Raw genomic sequence first — 17,705 nt, forward strand, 5'->3', positions numbered from 1 at the left:
CGAGTTCCAACTGGCCGGCGCCGCCGGCGCCCAGGCGCGTACCAGAATCGGCGGACAAGGCACCTTTCAAAGCCTCGCATGGCATTTACGTAAAAGTCAATTGAGGTGACGTTCAGCGCACGCCGAACCACCATGTGGCGAGCCCGAGAAAGGCAAAGAAACCTACGACATCGGTGACCGTGGTGACGAAAACCGCCGAAGCCACAGCCGGATCGATCTTGAAGCGGTCGAGCAGCAGCGGGATAAGGATGCCCGCCAGAGCCGCCACGAACATATTGATGATCATCGCAGCCGCAATGATGCCGCCGAGATTGCGATCGTGGAACCAGGCAGCAGCCACGAGGCCGATCAGGATGGCAAAGATGATGCCGTTGATGAAGCCCACCCCGATTTCGCGGCGGATGATGCGGCCGGCATTGTAGATGTCGAGGTCCCTGGTCGCCAGCGCCCGCACCGTGACCGTCATGGTCTGCGAGCCGGCATTGCCGCCCATGCCGGCGACGATCGGCATCAGCACCGCCAGCGCCACGATATGCTCGATGGTGCGGTCGAACAGGCCGATCACCGAGGCCGCCAGGAAAGCCGTCAAAAGATTGACCAGCAGCCAGGGCACGCGCGAGCGCGAGGTCGAAAAGATGCTGTCCGAGAGTTCTTCGTCGCCGACGCCGCCCATGCGCAGCAGATCTTCCTCGGCCTCCTGCTGGATGACGTCGACGACGTCGTCGATGGTCAGCACGCCGACCAGCCGCTCGTTCTCGTCGACGACGGCGGCAGACAGAAGATCGTATTGTTCGAATTCGCGAGCCGCCTCCTCCTGGTCCATCGTGGCCGGGATGGCATGCCTGGTCTCATGCATGACCTCTTCGACCTTGACCGAGCGCTTGGTACGCAGGATCTGGTCGAGGTCGATGGCGCCGAGCAGCTTGAAGCTCGGATCGATGACGAAGATCTGGCTGAAACGGTCAGGAAGATTGTTGTCCTCGCGCATGTAGTCGATGGTCTGGCCGATCGTCCAGAAGGGCGGCACCGCGACGAACTCCGTCTGCATGCGGCGGCCGGCGGTCTCTTCGGGATAGTCAAGCGAACGCCGCAGCCTGATCCGCTCGGTGAACGGCAGCTGCGACAGGATCTCGTCCTGGTCCTCCTGGTCGAGGTCTTCGAGAATGTAGACCGCGTCGTCGGAATCGAGATCCTGCACCGCCTGGGCGATCTGCGCATTGGGCAGACTGTCGACGATGTCGCGGCGGATCGCCTCGTCAACCTCGGTCAGCGCGGAAAAATCGAAATCCTTGCCCAGCAATTCGACCAGCGCGCGTCGCTGTTCCGGGTGCAGCGCCTCGAGCAGGTGGCCGAGTTCCGACTGGTGCAGATCGTCGACTTCACGCTTCAGCGTCAGCGTATCGCGATCGGCGATCGCGGCACCGATCTGGGCGAGGAACGACGACAGGATGACGCCGTCCTCGTCATAGATGTCGGCGCGGCGCTCCTCGGCGGCCCTGGCGCCGGTCATCTGTTCGTCCTGGCCTTCCACCAGCGCCTCCCGCCATCGGATTTCCGGATAAGGTGCCTGTCAGGTCTAACGCATGACCCTGACAATCGGAATCGATTTTGCGAAAGGACCATGCACAACGACAAATTGCTACAGCGCCGTTCGCGCGTCCAAACGACGCGGCGCATACCGGATGGTAGGAGGAGAGGACGTTCTACAAACCTGCGGCGCTGCAAACCTTCGCGGCGGCAGGTAAAGGGCAGCGTATCTCCCCGCCCCGGTCAACCAGATGGGCAGATCGACACCGATTCAAAAACGGCGAGGCCGACAGTGCGACGGCCTCGCTGGTATTGGACTGGAAGGCTTCCCGATCAGGCGGCGTGGCGCTTGGCCTCAGCCGCATAGCGGTCCAGGAGACCGCTCCAGCCACCCTCGGATTCGAAGGCCTCGCGCATCGCCTCTGCGGTTTCGCCCATGTTCTCCAGAAGCCTGTGCTCGAGTTCCACACGCGTCGCGTTCTCGCCGAGCGCGACAAAGCGGATCTCGACTTCGGTCAGCAATGCCGGATCGTAGCGCCAGCCGGCTCCAATGCGCCAGGCGAGCGTCAGCCTGGACGGCGGATCCCAGGCGAGAACCTCGCCCCAATCGCATTGTGACCCATCCTCGCCGATCTCGTACCAGCGGCCGCCGGCTTTCGGTTCGATCACCGCGGTCGTCAGGGCGGATTTGCCGATCGAGTGCGAAGCCGGCCACCAGCGCCCGAATCCTGTGGTGAACACATCGAATGCCTTGTCGAGCGGCACCTCCACCGTCACCGACTTCCTGACCGGCGCGGGCTTGATCATGGTCGTCATTTCCTCTTCTCCTTGCTGTTGTCGACTTCCCGTTTGAAGGCGTCGAGCGCATCGCCCCACATGCGGTCGAGCCAGGCGCGCATCTCGCCGAGCCCATGCGGGTCGAGATGATAGATGTTGCTGGCACCTTTCGGCTCTGCGCGGACCAGCCGGGCTTCCTTCAAAACCTTGAGGTGCTGCGATACCGCCGGCTGCGAGACCGGAAGCACTCGCGTCAGATCGATGACCGAGCGTGGCCGATCGGCGATGAGCTCGAACACCTTGCGGCGCGTCGGATCGGCCAAGGCCACCATTCCTGCATAATCATAAATCATGACTTATGATAAGCTAAAACTTATGATATGTCAAACAGGGAGCGGTGGACCGTGTTCAAGCAACCGGCCGGCTCGGCCCCGAGGCTCCGGGGCAATTCCTTGACGCGGGGGCATGGACAGCGATGCGGATGCAAGACTGCTCAGGGAATCGATCCACCGGATGCGGGCCGGCCGGCAAATGTCGACCACCGGGGAAAAGTAAACCTGGCGGCAAGGTTTTTACCTTATCGGTGTTTGTGTCTCTCCGGCGAAACGTTAAGAACGGGTAAATTGGTTTGGCCCTAACCACGGAAGCCTCTCGCTACAGGCCCTCCGCCATATGGCAATTGCGCCTCTCCTTGTTCATGGCGACATACGTTTTAGGCGCATCTGCACTATATCCAGAAGTATTCTATACGTCAGCCTTAATCTATTCTCACAAGTTTCTTGTTGGCATTCCGGTGTTGTTTATCGGTGGCGTCTGCTGTGCCGCGCTAATCCATGGCCGGCGGCAACCGGTTCGCTACGCACTGGATTTGGTTCAAGGGCGCTGGCGCGGTTGTCTGCTGGTGCTGCTGTTCTGCTTTGCCAGCTTGACCGCGTTCTCTACCTACAAGATCGCCATCCCGTCCGTCGTCCCATACTATGCCGACAACTGGTTGGCCGATGCTGATGAATGGCTGCATGGGATGCCGCCATGGGAGATCGTCCATAAGCTCGACGGCAACAATTGGTCGTTCGTCGTCTTCAACAGCTATGAAGTCATTTGGTTTTACCAGTGGTTCGGCACCATCCTTTTCGTGTCGCTCTGGTCGGACGAGATTGCCCGCATCCGCTATCTCTGCGCAGCAGCGCTGACGTTGTCCGTCCTCGGAACGGTCTTGGCCCTGGCGCTGGCATCGGTCGGACCGGTTTACTACCACCACTTTGTCGGCGTGGATCGCTTCCACGGATTGAATGCGGCCCTGGACAGGCTGGACCATAGTTACATGGTGCGGGAACCCGCGGCATATCTCCTGATGGCTTACCAAAGCGGCCGGGCAAGTCTTGGCGGCGGCATCTCGGCCATGCCAAGCATGCATGTCGCCTTTGCCGCATTGAACGCCTATTTGCTGTCATCGATCAATCGCTGGCTTGGCGTTCTGTGTTGGACCTTTGCAGCCCTGATCCTGTACGGATCGGTGTTCACTGGCTGGCACTATGCCGTGGACGGCTACGCATCGATCGTTGTTGTGTCGGTGATCTGGTGGGCGACCGGACGCCTGGTGCGCGAATAATCATGTGCGCTTGTCGATAGATGGCCATGCCCGCCGATGGCCACTTCGCATAAGCCAAACTCGCGACCGCAATCAGGCAAAAAGCACGTGCCCCGACAGCTCCCTGCCGTGCTCGAATTCAACGGGCAAGAGATTCCGCTTTCGAATTCGATTTGTATTGAGGGTGGTTCGGCAGCGGCAAAGCATGTAGTTCCAGCCAGCCACCATCGGCAGGCAGCTGGCAGCCTTGCCATCGCATCCTCCTCTGACGAACACCTAGTACGGTCAAGCCTTAGGTGCCGCGCCGCGCCGCTCGAGCGCGGTCTTGCGGATGGTTTCTGCGATCTCCGGGCTGCTGCTGCACAGCATCTGGAAATCCGCCGAGTGTAGCGACAGGAGTGAGACCACCGTTGTGGCGCTGACTGTCGCCGAGCGCGGTTCGCCGGTGATCAGCGCCATCTCGCCGAAGAAGGCGCCAGGGCCCAGATCCACCGGGTTCGGCGTCGCGACGCTGACGCGCCCCTCCACGACGAAGAACATCTGATCACCGGTCTCACCATTGCGGCAGATCACAGCGCCCGCCGGCACGATGCGAGGTCGTAATGCGCGCACGATCTCGACTAGCGTGGCCGGGCCGAGCTTCTGAAACAACGGCACGGCGGCGATCAATTGCCAATTGCGGACGAAATCCTCGCGACGGACTTCTTGATAAAAGCCGGTGGCAAGAATGCCAGCCCAGAGCGCGAAGATGCCGATGCCACTCATCATGACCGCCCCGGCAAGGACGCGGCCGGCGAAGCTTTCCGGAATAGCGTCGCCATAGCCGGTGGTGGACAGCGTGACCACCGCCCACCACATTGCCTGGGGGATGCTGCCGAACTGTTGCGGTTGGACGTCGCGCTCGATGACATAGGCTGCGAGCGCAAAACCGAAAAGAACGATGCCGAAGACCGTGGCGACGCCGATCAGGTTGCGCGCTTCGTTGGTCAGGATTCTGCCCAGCAGCGGGAAGAAAGTTGAATCGCGCAGCGGTTTCAGCAGCCAGACAGCACAGTAGAGGCTCCGGTCGGGCGTGCCGACGAGCAGAAATGCGGCGAGTGGAACCAAAACCGCGAGCACATCAATGGCGATTGCCGGCGTCCTGTCCCGAACGTCTCCCGCCCGGCGCTTGAGCAGTTTCTCGGCCAATTCCAGGAGATAGACGCCCCAAATGACCGCGAGCACGGCAGCCAAAGCCAGTCTGCTTCGTCCGGACAGGTCCGGTGTCGTGAGCGTAGCCACCGCCACAAGCCCAGTCGCAGCCAGCACCGCGTTGAGCGGCGCGTAAATTCTTAAGGAAGGCAGTACCGACATTCTATGCCCACGAGCGGATACTACCCTCCAGGATAGAATGCCTTCAAGGCAAGCGCAAAGGTGCTAATTCGATATGGAGATTACCGGGCCACCCTTGGTCGTCGCTGGACCATAGGCCATGAGCCATCCGATCAGGGTCGAGATCGAGCTGCCCCTCGACGGATGTGTGGCATAAACGACCTCACTTGATTGGCAATGGATTTGCCGTGTCACCGTTGGCGGTCGAGGGGCCGCCCCGCGCGATCGAGCATCCGATCGATCTTGCTCGCCATGATGAAATCGTTCTCGTGCAGTCCTTTGATCTTCTTGGTGCTCAGGGAAACCGTCACATAACCCCAGCCGAAGCTGATGTCGGGGTGATGGCCCTCGGTTTCGGCGAGCTCACCGATCTCCTGAACAAGGGTGAGCGCGTCCCGGAAATTGCGGCATCGAAAGCTCCGCTGGATGCGGTGGGCATCGTCACCCAGCTCCCAATCAGGAGCCTGTGCCTGGAAGCGTTGGGCTTCATCACGCGTGAGCGGCGGGACGCCGCCGCGACAAGGCGTACATGTTTTCTCGGCAAGAGTGTCGGTCATGTTCTTGTCTCCAAGACCATTTTTAGCAGCAAATACGACAGCGACGAGCCTATCGATCGATCTCCCCGAACACGATGTCGAGCGAACCGATGATCGCCGAGATATCGGCTCGCATGTGCCCGCGTCGCTGGCCTTCCGTCGTCCTGGCTATAGTTTCAGGCGCCGCTCAGTAGTCCATTCCGCCCATTCCGCCCATACCTCCCGCGCCACCCATAGCGGGCGAAACCTTCTGCCGAATGTCCGCGATCATTGCTTCAGCGGTGATCAGGAGCGCGGCAATCGAGCCGGCATCCTGCAGGGCCGTCCGAACGACCTTGGCGGGGTCGACGATACCGGCCTTGATCATGTCGACATAGACTTCGTTCTGGGCGTCGAAGCCCTGATTGTGATCCTTGCTGTCGGAGAGCTTGCCGACGACGATCGAACCTTCAACGCCGGAATTCTCGGCAATCTGGCGGATCGGCGCTTCAAGTGCTCTCAGCACAATCGAAATACCTGCCGTCATGTCAGCATTCGCGCCAGTAAGCTCAGTCAAAGCTGCCTTGGCGCGCAAAAGCGCAACACCGCCGCCGGCAACGATGCCTTCTTCCACGGCTGCACGAGTGGCGTTCAGCGCATCATCGATGCGGTCCTTCTTTTCCTTGACTTCCGTCTCGGTCGCGCCGCCGACGCGAATGACAGCAACGCCGCCAGCCAGCTTGGCGAGACGTTCCTGGAGTTTCTCCTTGTCGTAATCCGAGGACGTTTCCTCGATCTGCAACTTGATCTGCTGGACGCGCGCCTGGATGGTGGCTTTCTCGCCGGCGCCGTCGATGATCGTCGTCGTATCCTTCTCGATGAGCACGCGCTTAGCCCGCCCGAGCATGTCGATCGTGACGTTCTCGAGTTTGATGCCGAGATCCTCGGAAATCATCTGGCCGGCGGTGAGCACGGCAATGTCTTCCAGCATCGCCTTGCGCCGGTCACCGAAGCCTGGCGCCTTGACGGCTGCGACCTTGAGGCCGCCGCGCAGCTTGTTGACGACCAGCGTTGCTAGCGCCTCGCCTTCGACGTCTTCCGAGATGATCAGCAGCGGCTTACCGCTTTGCACCACAGCTTCGAGGATCGGCAGCAACGCCTGCAAATTGCCGAGCTTCTTCTCATGGATGAGAACGTAAGGGTCCTCCAGCTCCGCGCGCATCTTCTCGGCATCGGTGACGAAATAGGGCGAGAGATAGCCACGGTCGAACTGCATGCCTTCGACGACATCGAGTTCGGTTTCGGCTGTCTTGGCTTCTTCGACGGTGATCACGCCCTCATTGCCGACCTTGTTCATCGCCTTGGCGATCATGGCGCCGACCGACGCGTCGCCATTGGCGGCGATCGTACCAACCTGGGCGATCTCGTCCGAAGATTTGACTTTCCTGGCCCTGGTTTGAATGTCCTTCACCACAGCAGCCACAGCAAGGTCGATGCCGCGCTTGAGATCCATCGGGTTCATGCCCGCGGCAACGAATTTGGCACCTTCGCGCAGGATGGAAGCGGCCAGCACCGTGGCTGTCGTCGTGCCGTCGCCGGCAAGGTCGTTGGTCTTCGAGGCCACTTCGCGCACCATCTGGGCGCCCATGTTCTCGAACTTGTCGGCAAGCTCGATTTCCTTGGCGACGGCGACACCATCCTTGGTGATGCGCGGCGCGCCATAGGCCTTGTCGATGACGACATTGCGGCCTTTGGGGCCGAGCGTCACCTTGACGGCGTTGTTCAGAATTTCGACGCCGCGAAGCATCCGGTCGCGGGCATCGGTAGCGAATTTGATTTCCTTGGCAGACATGATTTTACGTCCAGTTCAGTCTTGAAATTGCGGGATCGGAAATCGCCCGGTCAGGCGGCTTTCTTGGCCGCTTTGGTCTTCTCGACGATGCCCAAAATGTCGCTCTCCTTCATGATCAGGAGGTCCTCGCCGTCGATCTTGACCTCGGTGCCGGACCATTTGCCGAACAGGATGAGATCGCCGGCCTTGACGTCGAGCGGGATCAGCTTGCCGCTCTCGTTACGCGAGCCCGGGCCGACGGCGATCACTTCGCCTTCCTGAGGCTTTTCCTTGGCGGTGTCGGGAATAATGATCCCGCCCTTGGATTTGGTATCGCCTTCCGCGCGCCGAATGACGACGCGGTCGTGGAGTGGTCGGAATTTCATTGGGGTTCTTTCTGCCGCCGCACATAGAGCGACTGCAACACTTAACATAGCCCCTTTGGCACTCGAATGATAGGAGTGCCAAATTTTTAATTCCTCAAACCGAAAATATTTGAAATGTAAATCAGTCGTTGTTACCGGCGCTTTTGGCCGTCCGAAAGGCGGAGCCATAAGCAATTTTATTGTAATTCATCCCTCTTACTTTTGCCGACAACAGACTATATTAACCCGCAATTACGCACCAAACCTATTGAGCCTTGATTGAATGTTTATATACAGTTCGCGAAAATTTGGCACGATTTGGCTTTCCCGGTCCCGATCGACATAGGTCCGCGACCTTCGACCCACCATGAAGCACCGAATTTTCGACGGCGAATGTAAGCGCTTATCCGGCGCGCATGTCGCTCTGTTCGAGCCTTTGAACCACGGCGCTGACCACGGATGTACTGGCAGCATTGGGATCTTTCCGGTTCGGATGGAAAAGGTGCAGGAGGGGCGTCGGCGTGCTCCTGCGGAAAGCCGCACCCCCTCATGCAACGCAGCCTCCCCGCGTGGGGAGCGCTTGCCTGCGCTACGGCGGCGGCTTTCCATGCGAGCCGCTTCAAAAATGATGCTGCGAAACGGCGCTGGCTTTATCCGACGAACGCCTCACGCATCCGAGCGAACATGCCGGGCTGTCTCCCGGCAATCGCCGCACGGATGTGACGGGCGGCCGTTGCGGCGGTCACCGTCGCGCCGAAATGGCAATAGCAGATGATCTCATGCAATTGCCTGTCGGTCAGTTCGAAGAACCGCTTCGCTTCGCCGTAGTTGTCGTTTTCCAACCCGGCGGCGCGGAGGACAGGATTCTCGAAAGCGACTGAGATCGGCGAGCCGTCGCCGCGCATGGCCCCGCGTGCTCTAACCGGCTGATACTCGGTCTGGTGCAGCGTCGAGAGGCGCCGGTCAGGGTTCCGTTCAAGGAGCTCCGCCCAGTGTTCAAGACGCTCGCTGCGCGACATGGCCTGGCGCGGGTAGGCCTGATCGATCTCGGCGACGATCTGCAGTTGCTCGAGCGTCTGGTGTTTCATTTTGGCCTCCTATTCGGACGATAGTTGGTCCACCCATATCCTTCTTATGCCTGCGGCTAGCGTGACTCCAACCGATCGTGAAGTCCAATCACGATGATGCTGGGAGGGCTTCCCCCCACGAAAATGCGGAGGCTTCGCAAAGATCCGGCCATTAATTTGGCGAACGCGGTCAAATGCGCGGCTGTTCGACGATGTCGGTCTGGAGTCCGTGCCGATCGAGGTGATCGACGGGCAGAGTCTGTGCTGGAGTAGCCCAGCTCCATCGCTGGCCGGGCAGCGGGATCAAGCGAGTGGCAGTTTAGCTTCGAAACCGCCGTAATTCTGAACGCGCACAATGCGAAGAGACGCAAGGCCGCGAGCCTGCAACAGACGTTCGCTACGCGGTTCTTGACGGCTTGAGGTATGTTCAACCTTGGCGCTGACTTTTCCGAACCGAAGCCGCAGCTACGACGAGGCCGGACAATACCTCCATTTTCTCGGCTACGATGGCATGTTTGAAATGCCGTTCTTGATTGAGATTGAAGCGCTCGCGAACGCAAAACCGGAAGCAGCCACAGCCGAAGCGGGTTATTTGGCGACCTTCGATGCATCAAGGGACTCCATTCGTGATGTCGCGCGGAAAGCTTCCTCCCACGGCCGCAAGAACGTGTACCAGCCCAGAAGACCTCGACGCTTCGAACGGCGGACGAGCAAAGCGTTCCCCGTAAGGGATCGGCTTATCCCTGCGACCGCGGAGTTGTGCGGTTTCGACATGGTTGGCGACTACGTCCTTGTCCCCGTCGATTAGAGGATTATCCTTGACACGTTTGGGCGAGGCGATCGCCCATGGAGGTTGTCATGGCAGACGACAAGTCAAAGCGTGGTCCGCAAGACAGAGCACGGGTCGACGGTGGCGAAGACTATGAAGTCGGGTACCTCATGAAGAAGCACCATCTCGAACGGGCTGATGCCCTCAGGCTGGTAAAAAAGTATGGAAACAACCGCGCAAAGATCGAAGAGGAACTCTTTGCCCGAAAGGTTTGATCGCGTATTCCCGTGAGGCTGGCATAGAGCCAAGCACGCCTGAGTGTGACCAGGCTGCAGGCATAATCATGGCGCTTTTCAGCAACGGCATCGGCACTGCTGAGGAATTGAAGGCAGCGCTCCAGTTCCGTTTGGAGAGTGAGTTGCGACGGCACGGTCAACGCCTATCCCGCCTAGCTGAGAACCGCTCTAGATCGTAATTGTACATCGAATTCCAAGTGGAGGTCGCGTTAGATGCAAAACGCGAGCCTCTGAAGAAAACCATTGTCCAATTAAGGCAGTGGGTTTGGAGGCTGTATGAAAGGGGTCGTTGTTTGGCGCTATTTCACTGGCATGCCGTGTCAGAAGCACGCGGGCCTCCGGGGAGTAACATGCTGCTGAGGCTGGACCAGATCGACAAATTCTACCCCACTGGCGAAGGGCCGTTGCATGTTCTGCACGGGATCGATCTTTCGCTGGAGGCGGGCAAGAGCCTTGCGCTGACCGGCGAGTCTGGCAGCGGCAAGAGCACGCTTTTGCACCTCGTTGCAGGGCTCGACAGCCCTGATGCGGGAGAAATCCACCTTGGCGGTACCAATATTGTGGGGCTGAACGATACGGCCCTTGCCGCCCTGCGGCGGGGAACAGTCGGACTTGTGTTCCAGCAGTTCAACCTGATCCCTTCGCTTGATGTGGCAGCCAACCTTGCCTTTCAGGCTCGACTTGCCGGCCGTCCTGATCCGGCGTGGCTGAAGGTCCTTGCTGAACGGCTGGGCCTGGCCAAGGTCCTAACGCGCTACCCTGAACAGCTGTCGAGTGGGCAACAACAGCGGGTGGCGATTGGGCGGACCCTAGCCGTTCGGCCCCGGCTGGTTTTGGCCGATGAGCCCACGGGCAATCTCGATGAGGCAACAGGGGACGCTGTACTCGATCTTATGCTGTCGCTGGTGGCTGAAACGGGTGCCGCCCTGTTAATGGTTACCCATTCCAACCGTCTGGCAAACCGGCTGAACGCCCACGTTCACCTGCACGCGGGACGGCTGGCTTGATGGTGTGGACCGGGTTGTCAGCGCTCTTGTCGCATTGGCGCAGGCGGCCTGTCCAACTGGCGATGCTGCTTTTGGGGCTATCGCTGGCAACGGCGTTGTGGTCAGCGATTCAGGCGATCAACGGTGAGGCGCGGGCGAGCTATGACCGTGCAGCGGCGATCCTTGGGCAGGACCGGCTCGCGCAACTGGTGCGTGAGGACGGGACCCGGATGGATCAACAGGTGTTTGTGAGACTGCGGCGAGCAGGCTGGCTGGCTTCGCCGGTGATTGAAGGTGAAATGCGGTTTGGGGATGTGCGGTTGCGCGTCCTCGGCATTGACCCACTGACTTTGCCGCCGCAGGCGCAGCAGGTGGATGTTGCAGTGGGTGATGAGCTATTGCCGTTCATCACGGCGCCCGGGGTGCTCTATGCAACTCCGGAAACCGCGGCACGACTAACCGAGCAAGCAACACCTCCCGTGCGCGTGGCCGAGGGTTTGCCGCCTGGCACAGTCCTCACCGACATCGGGCAGGCGCAGGTCTTGCTTGGGGCAAAGGACAAGATCTCTCGTCTTTTGCTCTGGCCGGACCAACCGATTGGCCGTGCCCCTCTAGAGGTGACAGCCCCCGGCCTGACCCTGCGCGAGCCGAGTGAAACGGGGGATCTTGCCAGGCTGACCGACAGTTTTCACCTGAACCTGACGGCTTTCGGTTTTCTTGCCTTTGCGGTGGGGCTCTTCATCGTGCATTCCGCCATCGGTCTGGCTTTTGAACAGCGCCGCCCGGTGTTTCGCACGCTGCGCGCACTGGGCTTGCCGGCCCGCGTGCTGGTCCTTTTGCTGATCGCCGAGCTGCTGATCTTCGCCCTCCTCGCGGGATTGGTGGGCGTGGCACTTGGCTATGTAGTCGCCTCGGCCCTTTTGCCCGACGTCGCCGCCACCCTGCGCGGACTTTACGGGGCCGATGTGCCGGGAACGCTGTCGATCCGCCCCGCAGTGTGGGCAGCGGGGCTGGCGATCGCGGTAATCGGCACGCTGGTAGCGGCCGCACAAAGCCTCTGGCGGCTATGGCACCTGCCGCTGCTTGCGCCGGCCCAGCCTCGGGCCTGGGCGCGGGCTTCGGAGCGGGCCCTGCGCGCGCAAGGCGTGGCTGCGATGGTGCTCCTGTTGACGGCGGCGGGAATTGCACACTTCGGATCCGGCCTCGAGGCGGGCTTTGCGCTTCTGGCGGCACTGCTGTTGGGGGCGGCACTGGCGCTGCCGCTCGTGCTGACGGGGATATTGCACCTTGGCGGCCGCTTGGCGCGTGGACCATTGGCTGAATGGTTTTGGGCCGACACGCGTCAACAGCTTCCCGGCCTGTCATTGGCGCTAATGGCACTGCTGCTTGCGCTGGCCGTCAATGTGGGCGTCAGCACGATGGTGTCGAGCTTTCGGCTGACCTTCACCGGCTGGCTCGATCAGCGTCTCGCCTCAGAGCTTTACGTGACCGCCCGCACCGAAGCAGAGGCCACGGCGATACGCGACTGGCTGGCCCAGCGCAGCGACGCGGTCCTGCCGATCTGGAGCATTGAGGGCCGGGTCGCAGGCCAGCCCGCGGCAATATACGGCGTGGCCGATCATGGCACCTATCGCGACAACTGGCCGATCCTCTCTGCAGTGCCGGGGATGTGGGACCGGATCGCCACAGGCGACGGCGCCCTGATCAACGAACAACTGGCGCGGCGCCAGGAGTTGGGCTTAGGGGACCAGATCACGCTGCCCGGTGGCTGGCGGGCCAGCATCGTCGGCGTCTATGCCGACTATGGCAACCCGATCGGCCAAGTGATCATCGGGATCGACACACTGGTCCGGCACTACCCTGACGTCTCCCGCCTGCGCTATGCCATTCGGATTGCCCCTGGCAAGGCCGAAGCACTGGCTGCGGGTTTGCGGGCGGAATTCGGGCTGCCCGCGCAGAACGTGATTGACCAGGCCGGGATCAAGGTCTTTTCGCTCAAAGTGTTTGAGCGCACATTCAGAGTGACAGCCGCGCTGAATGTGCTGACGCTGGGAGTCGCGGGGCTGGCGATGTTTGCGAGCCTCATGACCCTGTCGGGGATGCGCCTACCGCAACTGGCGCCGGTCTGGGCCATGGGTCTGCCCCGCCGCCACCTCGTATGGCTGGAGCTTTGGCGCGGCTTGTTGTTGGCAGCCTTGACCATGCTGGCCGCTCTGCCTGTAGGTATCGGGCTCGCCTTTGTTCTACTGGCGGTGGTGAATGTGGAGGCTTTTGGCTGGCGTCTGCCGATGCACCTTTTTCCCGGTGACTGGGCGCGGCTGGCGGCGCTCGCGTTGCTGGCGGCCGGACTTGCAGCCGCCGTGCCTGCCTGGCGGCTGGCGCGTCTTTCGCCATCGGATTTGCTGAAGGTATTTGCACATGAGCGTTAGAGCATTGCTGATCTACATGAGCTTGGCCGCACCTGCCTTTGGCCAGGGTTTTGCTGGGCTTGGCACAGAGGCTGACGGGTTTTCAGTGCCGCAGCCGGGGACTGCATTCAACTTTCCGGCAGACCACGGCCCGCACCCCGGTTACCGGATCGAATGGTGGTATTTGACGGCCAACCTGCAAGCTGCGGATGGAGCGGACTTTGGCGTGCAATGGACTCTTTTCCGATCCGCCCTGGCCCCGGTGGAGCGGTCCGGCTGGTCTAGTCCGCAGCTTTGGATGGGCCATGCCGGGCTGACGACGCGAACGCACCAATTCGTGGCCGAACGGCTGGCACGGGGCGGCATCGGCCAGGCGGGGGTTTCGGCTGCACCCTTTGCGGCCTGGATTGACAATTGGCAGATGGCAGGTCGGGCCCTGCCAGAGGCGGATGCGCTGTCGGCGCTCGACCTGCACGCGGCGGGACAGGCGTTTTCCTACGAACTGGCACTGGACGCCAAAGGCCCTCTGGTGCCGCAGGGAGTGCAGGGCTACTCGGTGAAATCCGAGAAGGGGCAGGCGAGCTATTACTACTCGCAACCATTCTACCACGTGACCGGTACACTGACCCTTCCGGCGGGCGTGATCGCGGTGTCCGGTCAGGCGTGGTTGGACCACGAATGGTCCTCGCAGCCGCTGGCTGAGGATCAGACCGGGTGGGACTGGTTCTCCTTGCATTTCGACAGCGGCGAAAAGATGATGGGCTTTCGCCTGCGCGACGGAGGCGCGGGCTTTACATCGGCCACATGGATCAAGGCCGACGGCAGGCCGCAGCCGCAGGCCCCCGGCGCGCTAAGGGTGACGCCGCTCGAAACGGCGGCAGTCGCGGGACGTAGCGTGCCGATCCGCTGGAGGGTGCAATTGCCGGAAAACGGAGTGGATGTGACCATCCGGACGCTAAACCCAGAAGCCTGGATGGACACACGCTCTCCCTATTGGGAAGGCCCGATCCGATTTGAGGGAACCCATGCCGGGCGCGGCTATCTCGAGATGACAGGCTATGAGTGACTGGAGGACACTGCTCAATCGCGAGATCGCGACGGTTGGCGAATTGCCGAAAATGGAGAAGGTTAGTTTCCAGCGCCCTTCCCTCTACCACCACCTCAAACCCACTATCTCAGGTAATGGCTCTGGCGATGTAGCGGTCCTGCGCCGCCACCTACCACTACATGGCTCCGAATTGCGGATCGATGTTGCGTGGCCGGAGATGGGCGCGCATCTGCGTAGTGCAGAGTTGCCGCGAGCGTGTTTTCCGATTCTACGTCGAAGCACCACCGCTGCACGCGTCAATCTTGTCGGTGTCGATCTCCATGCCAAGCAGTCTAACACGCGAAACGGCGTCTGCCGCGGTCCACACCGGATGGTTACGCTGCACGGCGCATTCTGCCGATGATTGAGGTTCATGAAGGCCTTCCCGCAAAATATGCGCCTTAATGCCCGGCCTCACGGCCTCACGCAATCCAGACATTTTCAAACTCGCCACACGAAAAAACCGCCTCGGTTAGACCGAGACGGTTATCGTACTATGACAGAAGTGGTTGCGGGGACACGCAACCACCGATACCGACATCATTGACGTGACGATTTGACAGGTCCAGGCCAGCATTGCAGGGAGGCGACTTGGTGGGCTCGGAGGGATTCGAACTCCGCGCTTGGAAAAGCGTCCCTCTCGTCTTCACCGTGCAGGCCGCTTACTCTGGGCGGCAGAGTGCCCTTCCGCGCTTCGCCAAACCTGCCGTGGGAAAAGCCTTGCCGTTTTTTCCGGCGGGGCTTTGATCAGATCGCGACTATTAGTGATTTATGCTGGAACTGGTTGCGGAGGTTGGAGTCGGACCGATTTGCGCCGATTAAGAAGCCCGTCAGCAAACGAACTCGGTCACAGCACTGTATTGGCGGTATCCCTCTAGCGACTTGAACGCCCCGGCCGTTGCTTAGGTCGCGCCCACCCTTTTGCACGCGCCCCCCTGCCCGGCCGTTGAACCCGTTGGGCGGCTTGCTAGTCTGCCAAGCTCCTAACAGGGATAGCAACCTGGAATGAACACAGCACTGCTTTTGATGGCTCAGTATGGTGGCAAGGCCATCATCCCGATCGATGAGGTCTGCCGAGACTATTTCTCCCACCTGACGCCGCCGAAGTTGGTCCGAAAGATTTCCATGGGGGAAATTGCCCTTCCGCTCGTGCGGATCGAGGACAGTCAGAAGTGTGCCAAGGGCGTCCATCTCGCCGATTTGGCCAAATACCTTGAGTACCGGACTGAGGCTGCGAGAAAGGAAATGAGGGGTCTCACGGAGTAGCGAGGGAGCGTGAATGAGGTTTCGTTCAGCCCTGCCGTACACAGCCGCCCGCGGCTTATGGCCTGATGAGCGACGAACTGGATCAACCGTTTCAAGGCCGGTACTGCATTTGGTACAGCACCACTTCAACAAAGACGCGTAATCGACTGTCTGAACTGCATGTTTGTTGGGACTGCGTCCCATCTGATGTTGGACACGATGGTACAACTTTGCAGTATCAAACGAGGCGTTTCGCGAAATGATCCTACAGAACACGCACGTGTCCCTGCGACGAGCCGAAGCAGCGCACCGGCTGCGTGGAACACGCTGACGGGAGGGGCCTGAAAAAGAAGATTATTAGTCGGCTGCCGAGGTCATTATGAATTCAAATGCCGTCAGCTATTTGTACAGTTCTGGCTTACTCATTGCGCCAATAACTGCCTTTCGCCCTTCTGATAGTGATTGCAGACCCGCCTCGGCGGCGATTGCAGCCCGGTATCCGTCCAGCAGCTTGCTCCGGCCGGAATTCCGCTGAGTATTGAATGGATCCAGGCCTGGGCCTGCAGGCGATAGGCATCGGTGAAGCGAGGACGCCAGTCCGCGGGATAGGCCGTTCCTCGCGACAGACCCGAATTGATCTCGGTGCGCAGGGGCGAAAGCAGCGAGACCGTTGCGGTGGAAGCGTAAGCGCCTCGCGGATCGCCTATGGATTTGGGCTTGACGTTTTCCGGAATCGCCAGGGCATGAGTTCCTCGATCTGGGTTTGCGGATGGCCGTTGATGATGGCGTCGAGGGTTTCGGCGAGGTAGGCGACCGGGTTGACGTCGTTGAGCCTGCAGGTGGCCACGATGGAGGCGAGCAGCGCCCAGTTGTCGAACGTAGTGCTGTGCTGCGATTGTCGACAGTGTCCCAGGAGCCTCTTAGGGACTATTGCCTCCAACGATCCGTTGCTTTCCCCACCCCAACTTTCAAAATTGTGGTAAAGTCTCGACGTTGTTATTGGCTTTGAGCGAGCGGTGTGAGGGCGCTGGAGGCTACCATGCACTTCATTAAGCTCCTGGTTGGCTCAGCAATATTGACAGCATCGGGGGCAGCGTTTGCGGCAGAGGAGGTGTCTGTCGAGAGAGGACGGCTGGTTTCCATCATCAGCAGCTGTCACGACTGCCATACTGACGGCTACAGGGAAGCCGAAGGCGCACTCGACCCCACCAAGGCATTGAGAGGGAAAGTAATAGGTTGGCGGGGGCCGTGGGGCACAACGTATGCAAGCAATCTGAGATGGAGCGCGCAAGACCTTAGCGAAGACGGGTATGTAACCTACATCAAGACACTTCGCACATTGCCGCCGATGCCTTGGTACAACGTTCGCGTCATGCCGGAGAGCGACATTCGGTCATTCTATCGATATGTGAAGTCGCTCGGTGATCCCGGCGCCTTCCTCCCGAGAACGGCGAGACCGGGGGAAGAGCCGAGGACGCCCTTCGTCACGCTGGAGCCACCGCAAATGCCGAAACCTTGTTCACGCGACCTGGACTGCGGCGTGGGCGAAGTTTGCTCGGCCGCACCAGTCCGCCAATGCGTTAAGAAGTAGGCACCGTGGGCAGCGGCCCTCTTAAGACAGCCGACCCCAATTACGCGGTAGGGCGAAACCTTAAGTTTCGGAATAGTAGCGAACGCCGCCCTCGGGCCAGACGTCAAGTCAGACCGTCAATGATAAAACTTAGGGTGAGCGCCTCGCGGATCGCCTGTGGATTTGGGCTTGACGTTTTTCGGAATCGCCAGGGCATGAGTTCCTCGATCTGGGTTTGCGGATGGCCGTTGATGATGGCGTCGAGGGTTTCGGCGAGGTAGGCGACCGGGTTGACGTCGTTGA

General features: G+C 60.4%; 17 protein-coding genes and 1 pseudogene. 7 read left to right on the forward strand and 11 right to left on the reverse strand.

The window, feature by feature from the left end; all coding sequences use genetic code 11:
• Positions 1–112: 112 nt before the first annotated feature.
• The 3 genes from mgtE to NKI17_RS22265 form a co-directional block, all read right to left on the reverse strand.
• Positions 113–1,510: a magnesium transporter gene (gene mgtE / locus NKI17_RS22255; protein ID WP_502894205.1), complete on the reverse strand. Its 1,398-nt coding sequence runs from the start codon at positions 1,508–1,510 to the stop codon at positions 113–115.
• Positions 1,511–1,860: 350 nt separating this feature from the next.
• The gene (locus tag NKI17_RS22260) at positions 1,861–2,343 is read right to left on the reverse strand and encodes an SRPBCC family protein (RefSeq protein ID WP_254818127.1); all 483 of its coding nucleotides are present in this window, start codon (positions 2,341–2,343) and stop codon (positions 1,861–1,863) included.
• Positions 2,340–2,657 (reverse strand): ArsR/SmtB family transcription factor, encoded by a 318-nt coding sequence (locus tag NKI17_RS22265; protein WP_023676569.1) that lies wholly within the window; start codon positions 2,655–2,657, stop codon positions 2,340–2,342. Before NKI17_RS22265 ends, NKI17_RS22260 begins: the two co-directional genes overlap by 4 nt.
• A 344-nt stretch (positions 2,658–3,001) precedes the next feature.
• Between NKI17_RS22265 and NKI17_RS22270 the strand changes: the two genes are divergently transcribed.
• The gene (locus NKI17_RS22270; RefSeq protein WP_352906809.1) at positions 3,002–3,913 is read left to right on the forward strand and encodes a phosphatase PAP2 family protein; all 912 of its coding nucleotides are present in this window, start codon (positions 3,002–3,004) and stop codon (positions 3,911–3,913) included.
• A gap of 264 nt (positions 3,914–4,177) precedes the next feature.
• Here NKI17_RS22270 and NKI17_RS22275 read toward each other — a convergent pair whose 3' ends face one another.
• The 6 genes and pseudogenes from NKI17_RS22275 to NKI17_RS22300 form a co-directional block, all read right to left on the reverse strand.
• Complete coding sequence (locus tag NKI17_RS22275) at positions 4,178–5,245, reverse strand: cyclic nucleotide-gated potassium channel (RefSeq protein WP_352906803.1); 1,068 nt, start codon at positions 5,243–5,245, stop codon at positions 4,178–4,180.
• Between the two features lie 209 nt (positions 5,246–5,454).
• Positions 5,455–5,820, reverse strand: a complete 366-nt coding sequence (locus NKI17_RS22280) for a 4a-hydroxytetrahydrobiopterin dehydratase (RefSeq protein ID WP_023676573.1) — start codon at positions 5,818–5,820, stop codon at positions 5,455–5,457.
• Positions 5,821–5,869: 49 nt separating this feature from the next.
• Positions 5,870–5,944, reverse strand: a pseudogene (locus NKI17_RS22285) (NADH-quinone oxidoreductase subunit D-related protein); the annotation flags it as partial.
• Between the two features lie 42 nt (positions 5,945–5,986).
• Positions 5,987–7,630, reverse strand: coding sequence for a chaperonin GroEL (gene groL, locus NKI17_RS22290; protein WP_352906804.1), 1,644 nt, complete (start codon positions 7,628–7,630; stop codon positions 5,987–5,989).
• 50 nt (positions 7,631–7,680) lie between these two features.
• A complete protein-coding gene (gene groES / locus NKI17_RS22295; RefSeq protein WP_352449981.1) occupies positions 7,681–7,995 on the reverse strand; it encodes a co-chaperone GroES in 315 nt (104 codons plus the stop codon).
• A gap of 629 nt (positions 7,996–8,624) precedes the next feature.
• Entirely contained in the window at positions 8,625–9,062 is a 438-nt protein-coding gene (locus NKI17_RS22300; RefSeq protein WP_023676576.1) for a hypothetical protein, read from the reverse strand.
• Between the two features lie 412 nt (positions 9,063–9,474).
• Here NKI17_RS22300 and NKI17_RS22305 point away from each other — a divergent pair, with 412 nt between their 5' ends.
• The 6 genes from NKI17_RS22305 (at position 9,475) to NKI17_RS22330 (ending at position 15,853) form a co-directional block, all read left to right on the forward strand.
• Positions 9,475–9,849, forward strand: a complete 375-nt coding sequence (locus NKI17_RS22305) for a DUF1488 family protein (protein ID WP_023676577.1) — start codon at positions 9,475–9,477, stop codon at positions 9,847–9,849.
• Between the two features lie 50 nt (positions 9,850–9,899).
• Positions 9,900–10,085: a DUF3606 domain-containing protein gene (locus NKI17_RS22310; protein WP_023676578.1), complete on the forward strand. Its 186-nt coding sequence runs from the start codon at positions 9,900–9,902 to the stop codon at positions 10,083–10,085.
• Positions 10,086–10,456: 371 nt separating this feature from the next.
• Entirely contained in the window at positions 10,457–11,113 is a 657-nt protein-coding gene (locus NKI17_RS22315; protein ID WP_031211739.1) for an ABC transporter ATP-binding protein, read from the forward strand.
• On the forward strand, positions 11,113–13,521 hold the full coding sequence (locus NKI17_RS22320) for an ABC transporter permease (RefSeq protein WP_352906810.1): 2,409 nt from the start codon (positions 11,113–11,115) through the stop codon (positions 13,519–13,521). The genes NKI17_RS22315 and NKI17_RS22320 overlap by 1 nt, the downstream gene beginning before the upstream one ends.
• Positions 13,511–14,566: a lipocalin-like domain-containing protein gene (locus NKI17_RS22325; RefSeq protein WP_023676582.1), complete on the forward strand. Its 1,056-nt coding sequence runs from the start codon at positions 13,511–13,513 to the stop codon at positions 14,564–14,566. The genes NKI17_RS22320 and NKI17_RS22325 overlap by 11 nt, the downstream gene beginning before the upstream one ends.
• Before the next feature lie 1,026 nt (positions 14,567–15,592).
• Complete coding sequence (locus NKI17_RS22330) at positions 15,593–15,853, forward strand: pyocin activator PrtN family protein (protein ID WP_023676583.1); 261 nt, start codon at positions 15,593–15,595, stop codon at positions 15,851–15,853.
• 682 nt (positions 15,854–16,535) lie between these two features.
• On the opposite strand, the gene NKI17_RS37035 is transcribed toward NKI17_RS22330, so the two are convergent.
• The gene (locus tag NKI17_RS37035) at positions 16,536–16,877 is read right to left on the reverse strand and encodes a transposase domain-containing protein (RefSeq protein WP_502894573.1); all 342 of its coding nucleotides are present in this window, start codon (positions 16,875–16,877) and stop codon (positions 16,536–16,538) included.
• Between the two features lie 649 nt (positions 16,878–17,526).
• On the reverse strand, positions 17,527–17,705 hold a 179-nt coding region (locus NKI17_RS22340), incomplete at its 5' end, for a transposase domain-containing protein (RefSeq protein ID WP_352906811.1).

The organism is Mesorhizobium sp. M0816, from assembly GCF_040320005.1.
Taxonomy (GTDB): domain Bacteria; phylum Pseudomonadota; class Alphaproteobacteria; order Rhizobiales; family Rhizobiaceae; genus Mesorhizobium.

What these genes read in the sequence shown, in the direction of transcription:
- mgtE (WP_502894205.1), bottom strand. Translation starts at nt 1,510, where the DNA reads ATGACCGGCGCCAGGGCCGCCGAGGAGCGCCGCGCCGACATCTATGAC.
- NKI17_RS22260 (WP_254818127.1), bottom strand. Translation starts at nt 2,343, where the DNA reads ATGACGACCATGATCAAGCCCGCGCCGGTCAGGAAGTCGGTGACGGTG.
- NKI17_RS22265 (WP_023676569.1), bottom strand. Translation starts at nt 2,657, where the DNA reads ATGATTTATGATTATGCAGGAATGGTGGCCTTGGCCGATCCGACGCGC.
- NKI17_RS22270 (WP_352906809.1), top strand. Translation starts at nt 3,002, where the DNA reads ATGGCGACATACGTTTTAGGCGCATCTGCACTATATCCAGAAGTATTC.
- NKI17_RS22275 (WP_352906803.1), bottom strand. Translation starts at nt 5,245, where the DNA reads ATGTCGGTACTGCCTTCCTTAAGAATTTACGCGCCGCTCAACGCGGTG.
- NKI17_RS22280 (WP_023676573.1), bottom strand. Translation starts at nt 5,820, where the DNA reads ATGACCGACACTCTTGCCGAGAAAACATGTACGCCTTGTCGCGGCGGC.
- groL (WP_352906804.1), bottom strand. Translation starts at nt 7,630, where the DNA reads ATGTCTGCCAAGGAAATCAAATTCGCTACCGATGCCCGCGACCGGATG.
- groES (WP_352449981.1), bottom strand. Translation starts at nt 7,995, where the DNA reads ATGAAATTCCGACCACTCCACGACCGCGTCGTCATTCGGCGCGCGGAA.
- NKI17_RS22300 (WP_023676576.1), bottom strand. Translation starts at nt 9,062, where the DNA reads ATGAAACACCAGACGCTCGAGCAACTGCAGATCGTCGCCGAGATCGAT.
- NKI17_RS22310 (WP_023676578.1), top strand. Translation starts at nt 9,900, where the DNA reads ATGGCAGACGACAAGTCAAAGCGTGGTCCGCAAGACAGAGCACGGGTC.
- NKI17_RS22315 (WP_031211739.1), top strand. Translation starts at nt 10,457, where the DNA reads ATGCTGCTGAGGCTGGACCAGATCGACAAATTCTACCCCACTGGCGAA.
- NKI17_RS22320 (WP_352906810.1), top strand. Translation starts at nt 11,113, where the DNA reads ATGGTGTGGACCGGGTTGTCAGCGCTCTTGTCGCATTGGCGCAGGCGG.
- NKI17_RS22325 (WP_023676582.1), top strand. Translation starts at nt 13,511, where the DNA reads ATGAGCGTTAGAGCATTGCTGATCTACATGAGCTTGGCCGCACCTGCC.
- NKI17_RS22330 (WP_023676583.1), top strand. Translation starts at nt 15,593, where the DNA reads ATGAACACAGCACTGCTTTTGATGGCTCAGTATGGTGGCAAGGCCATC.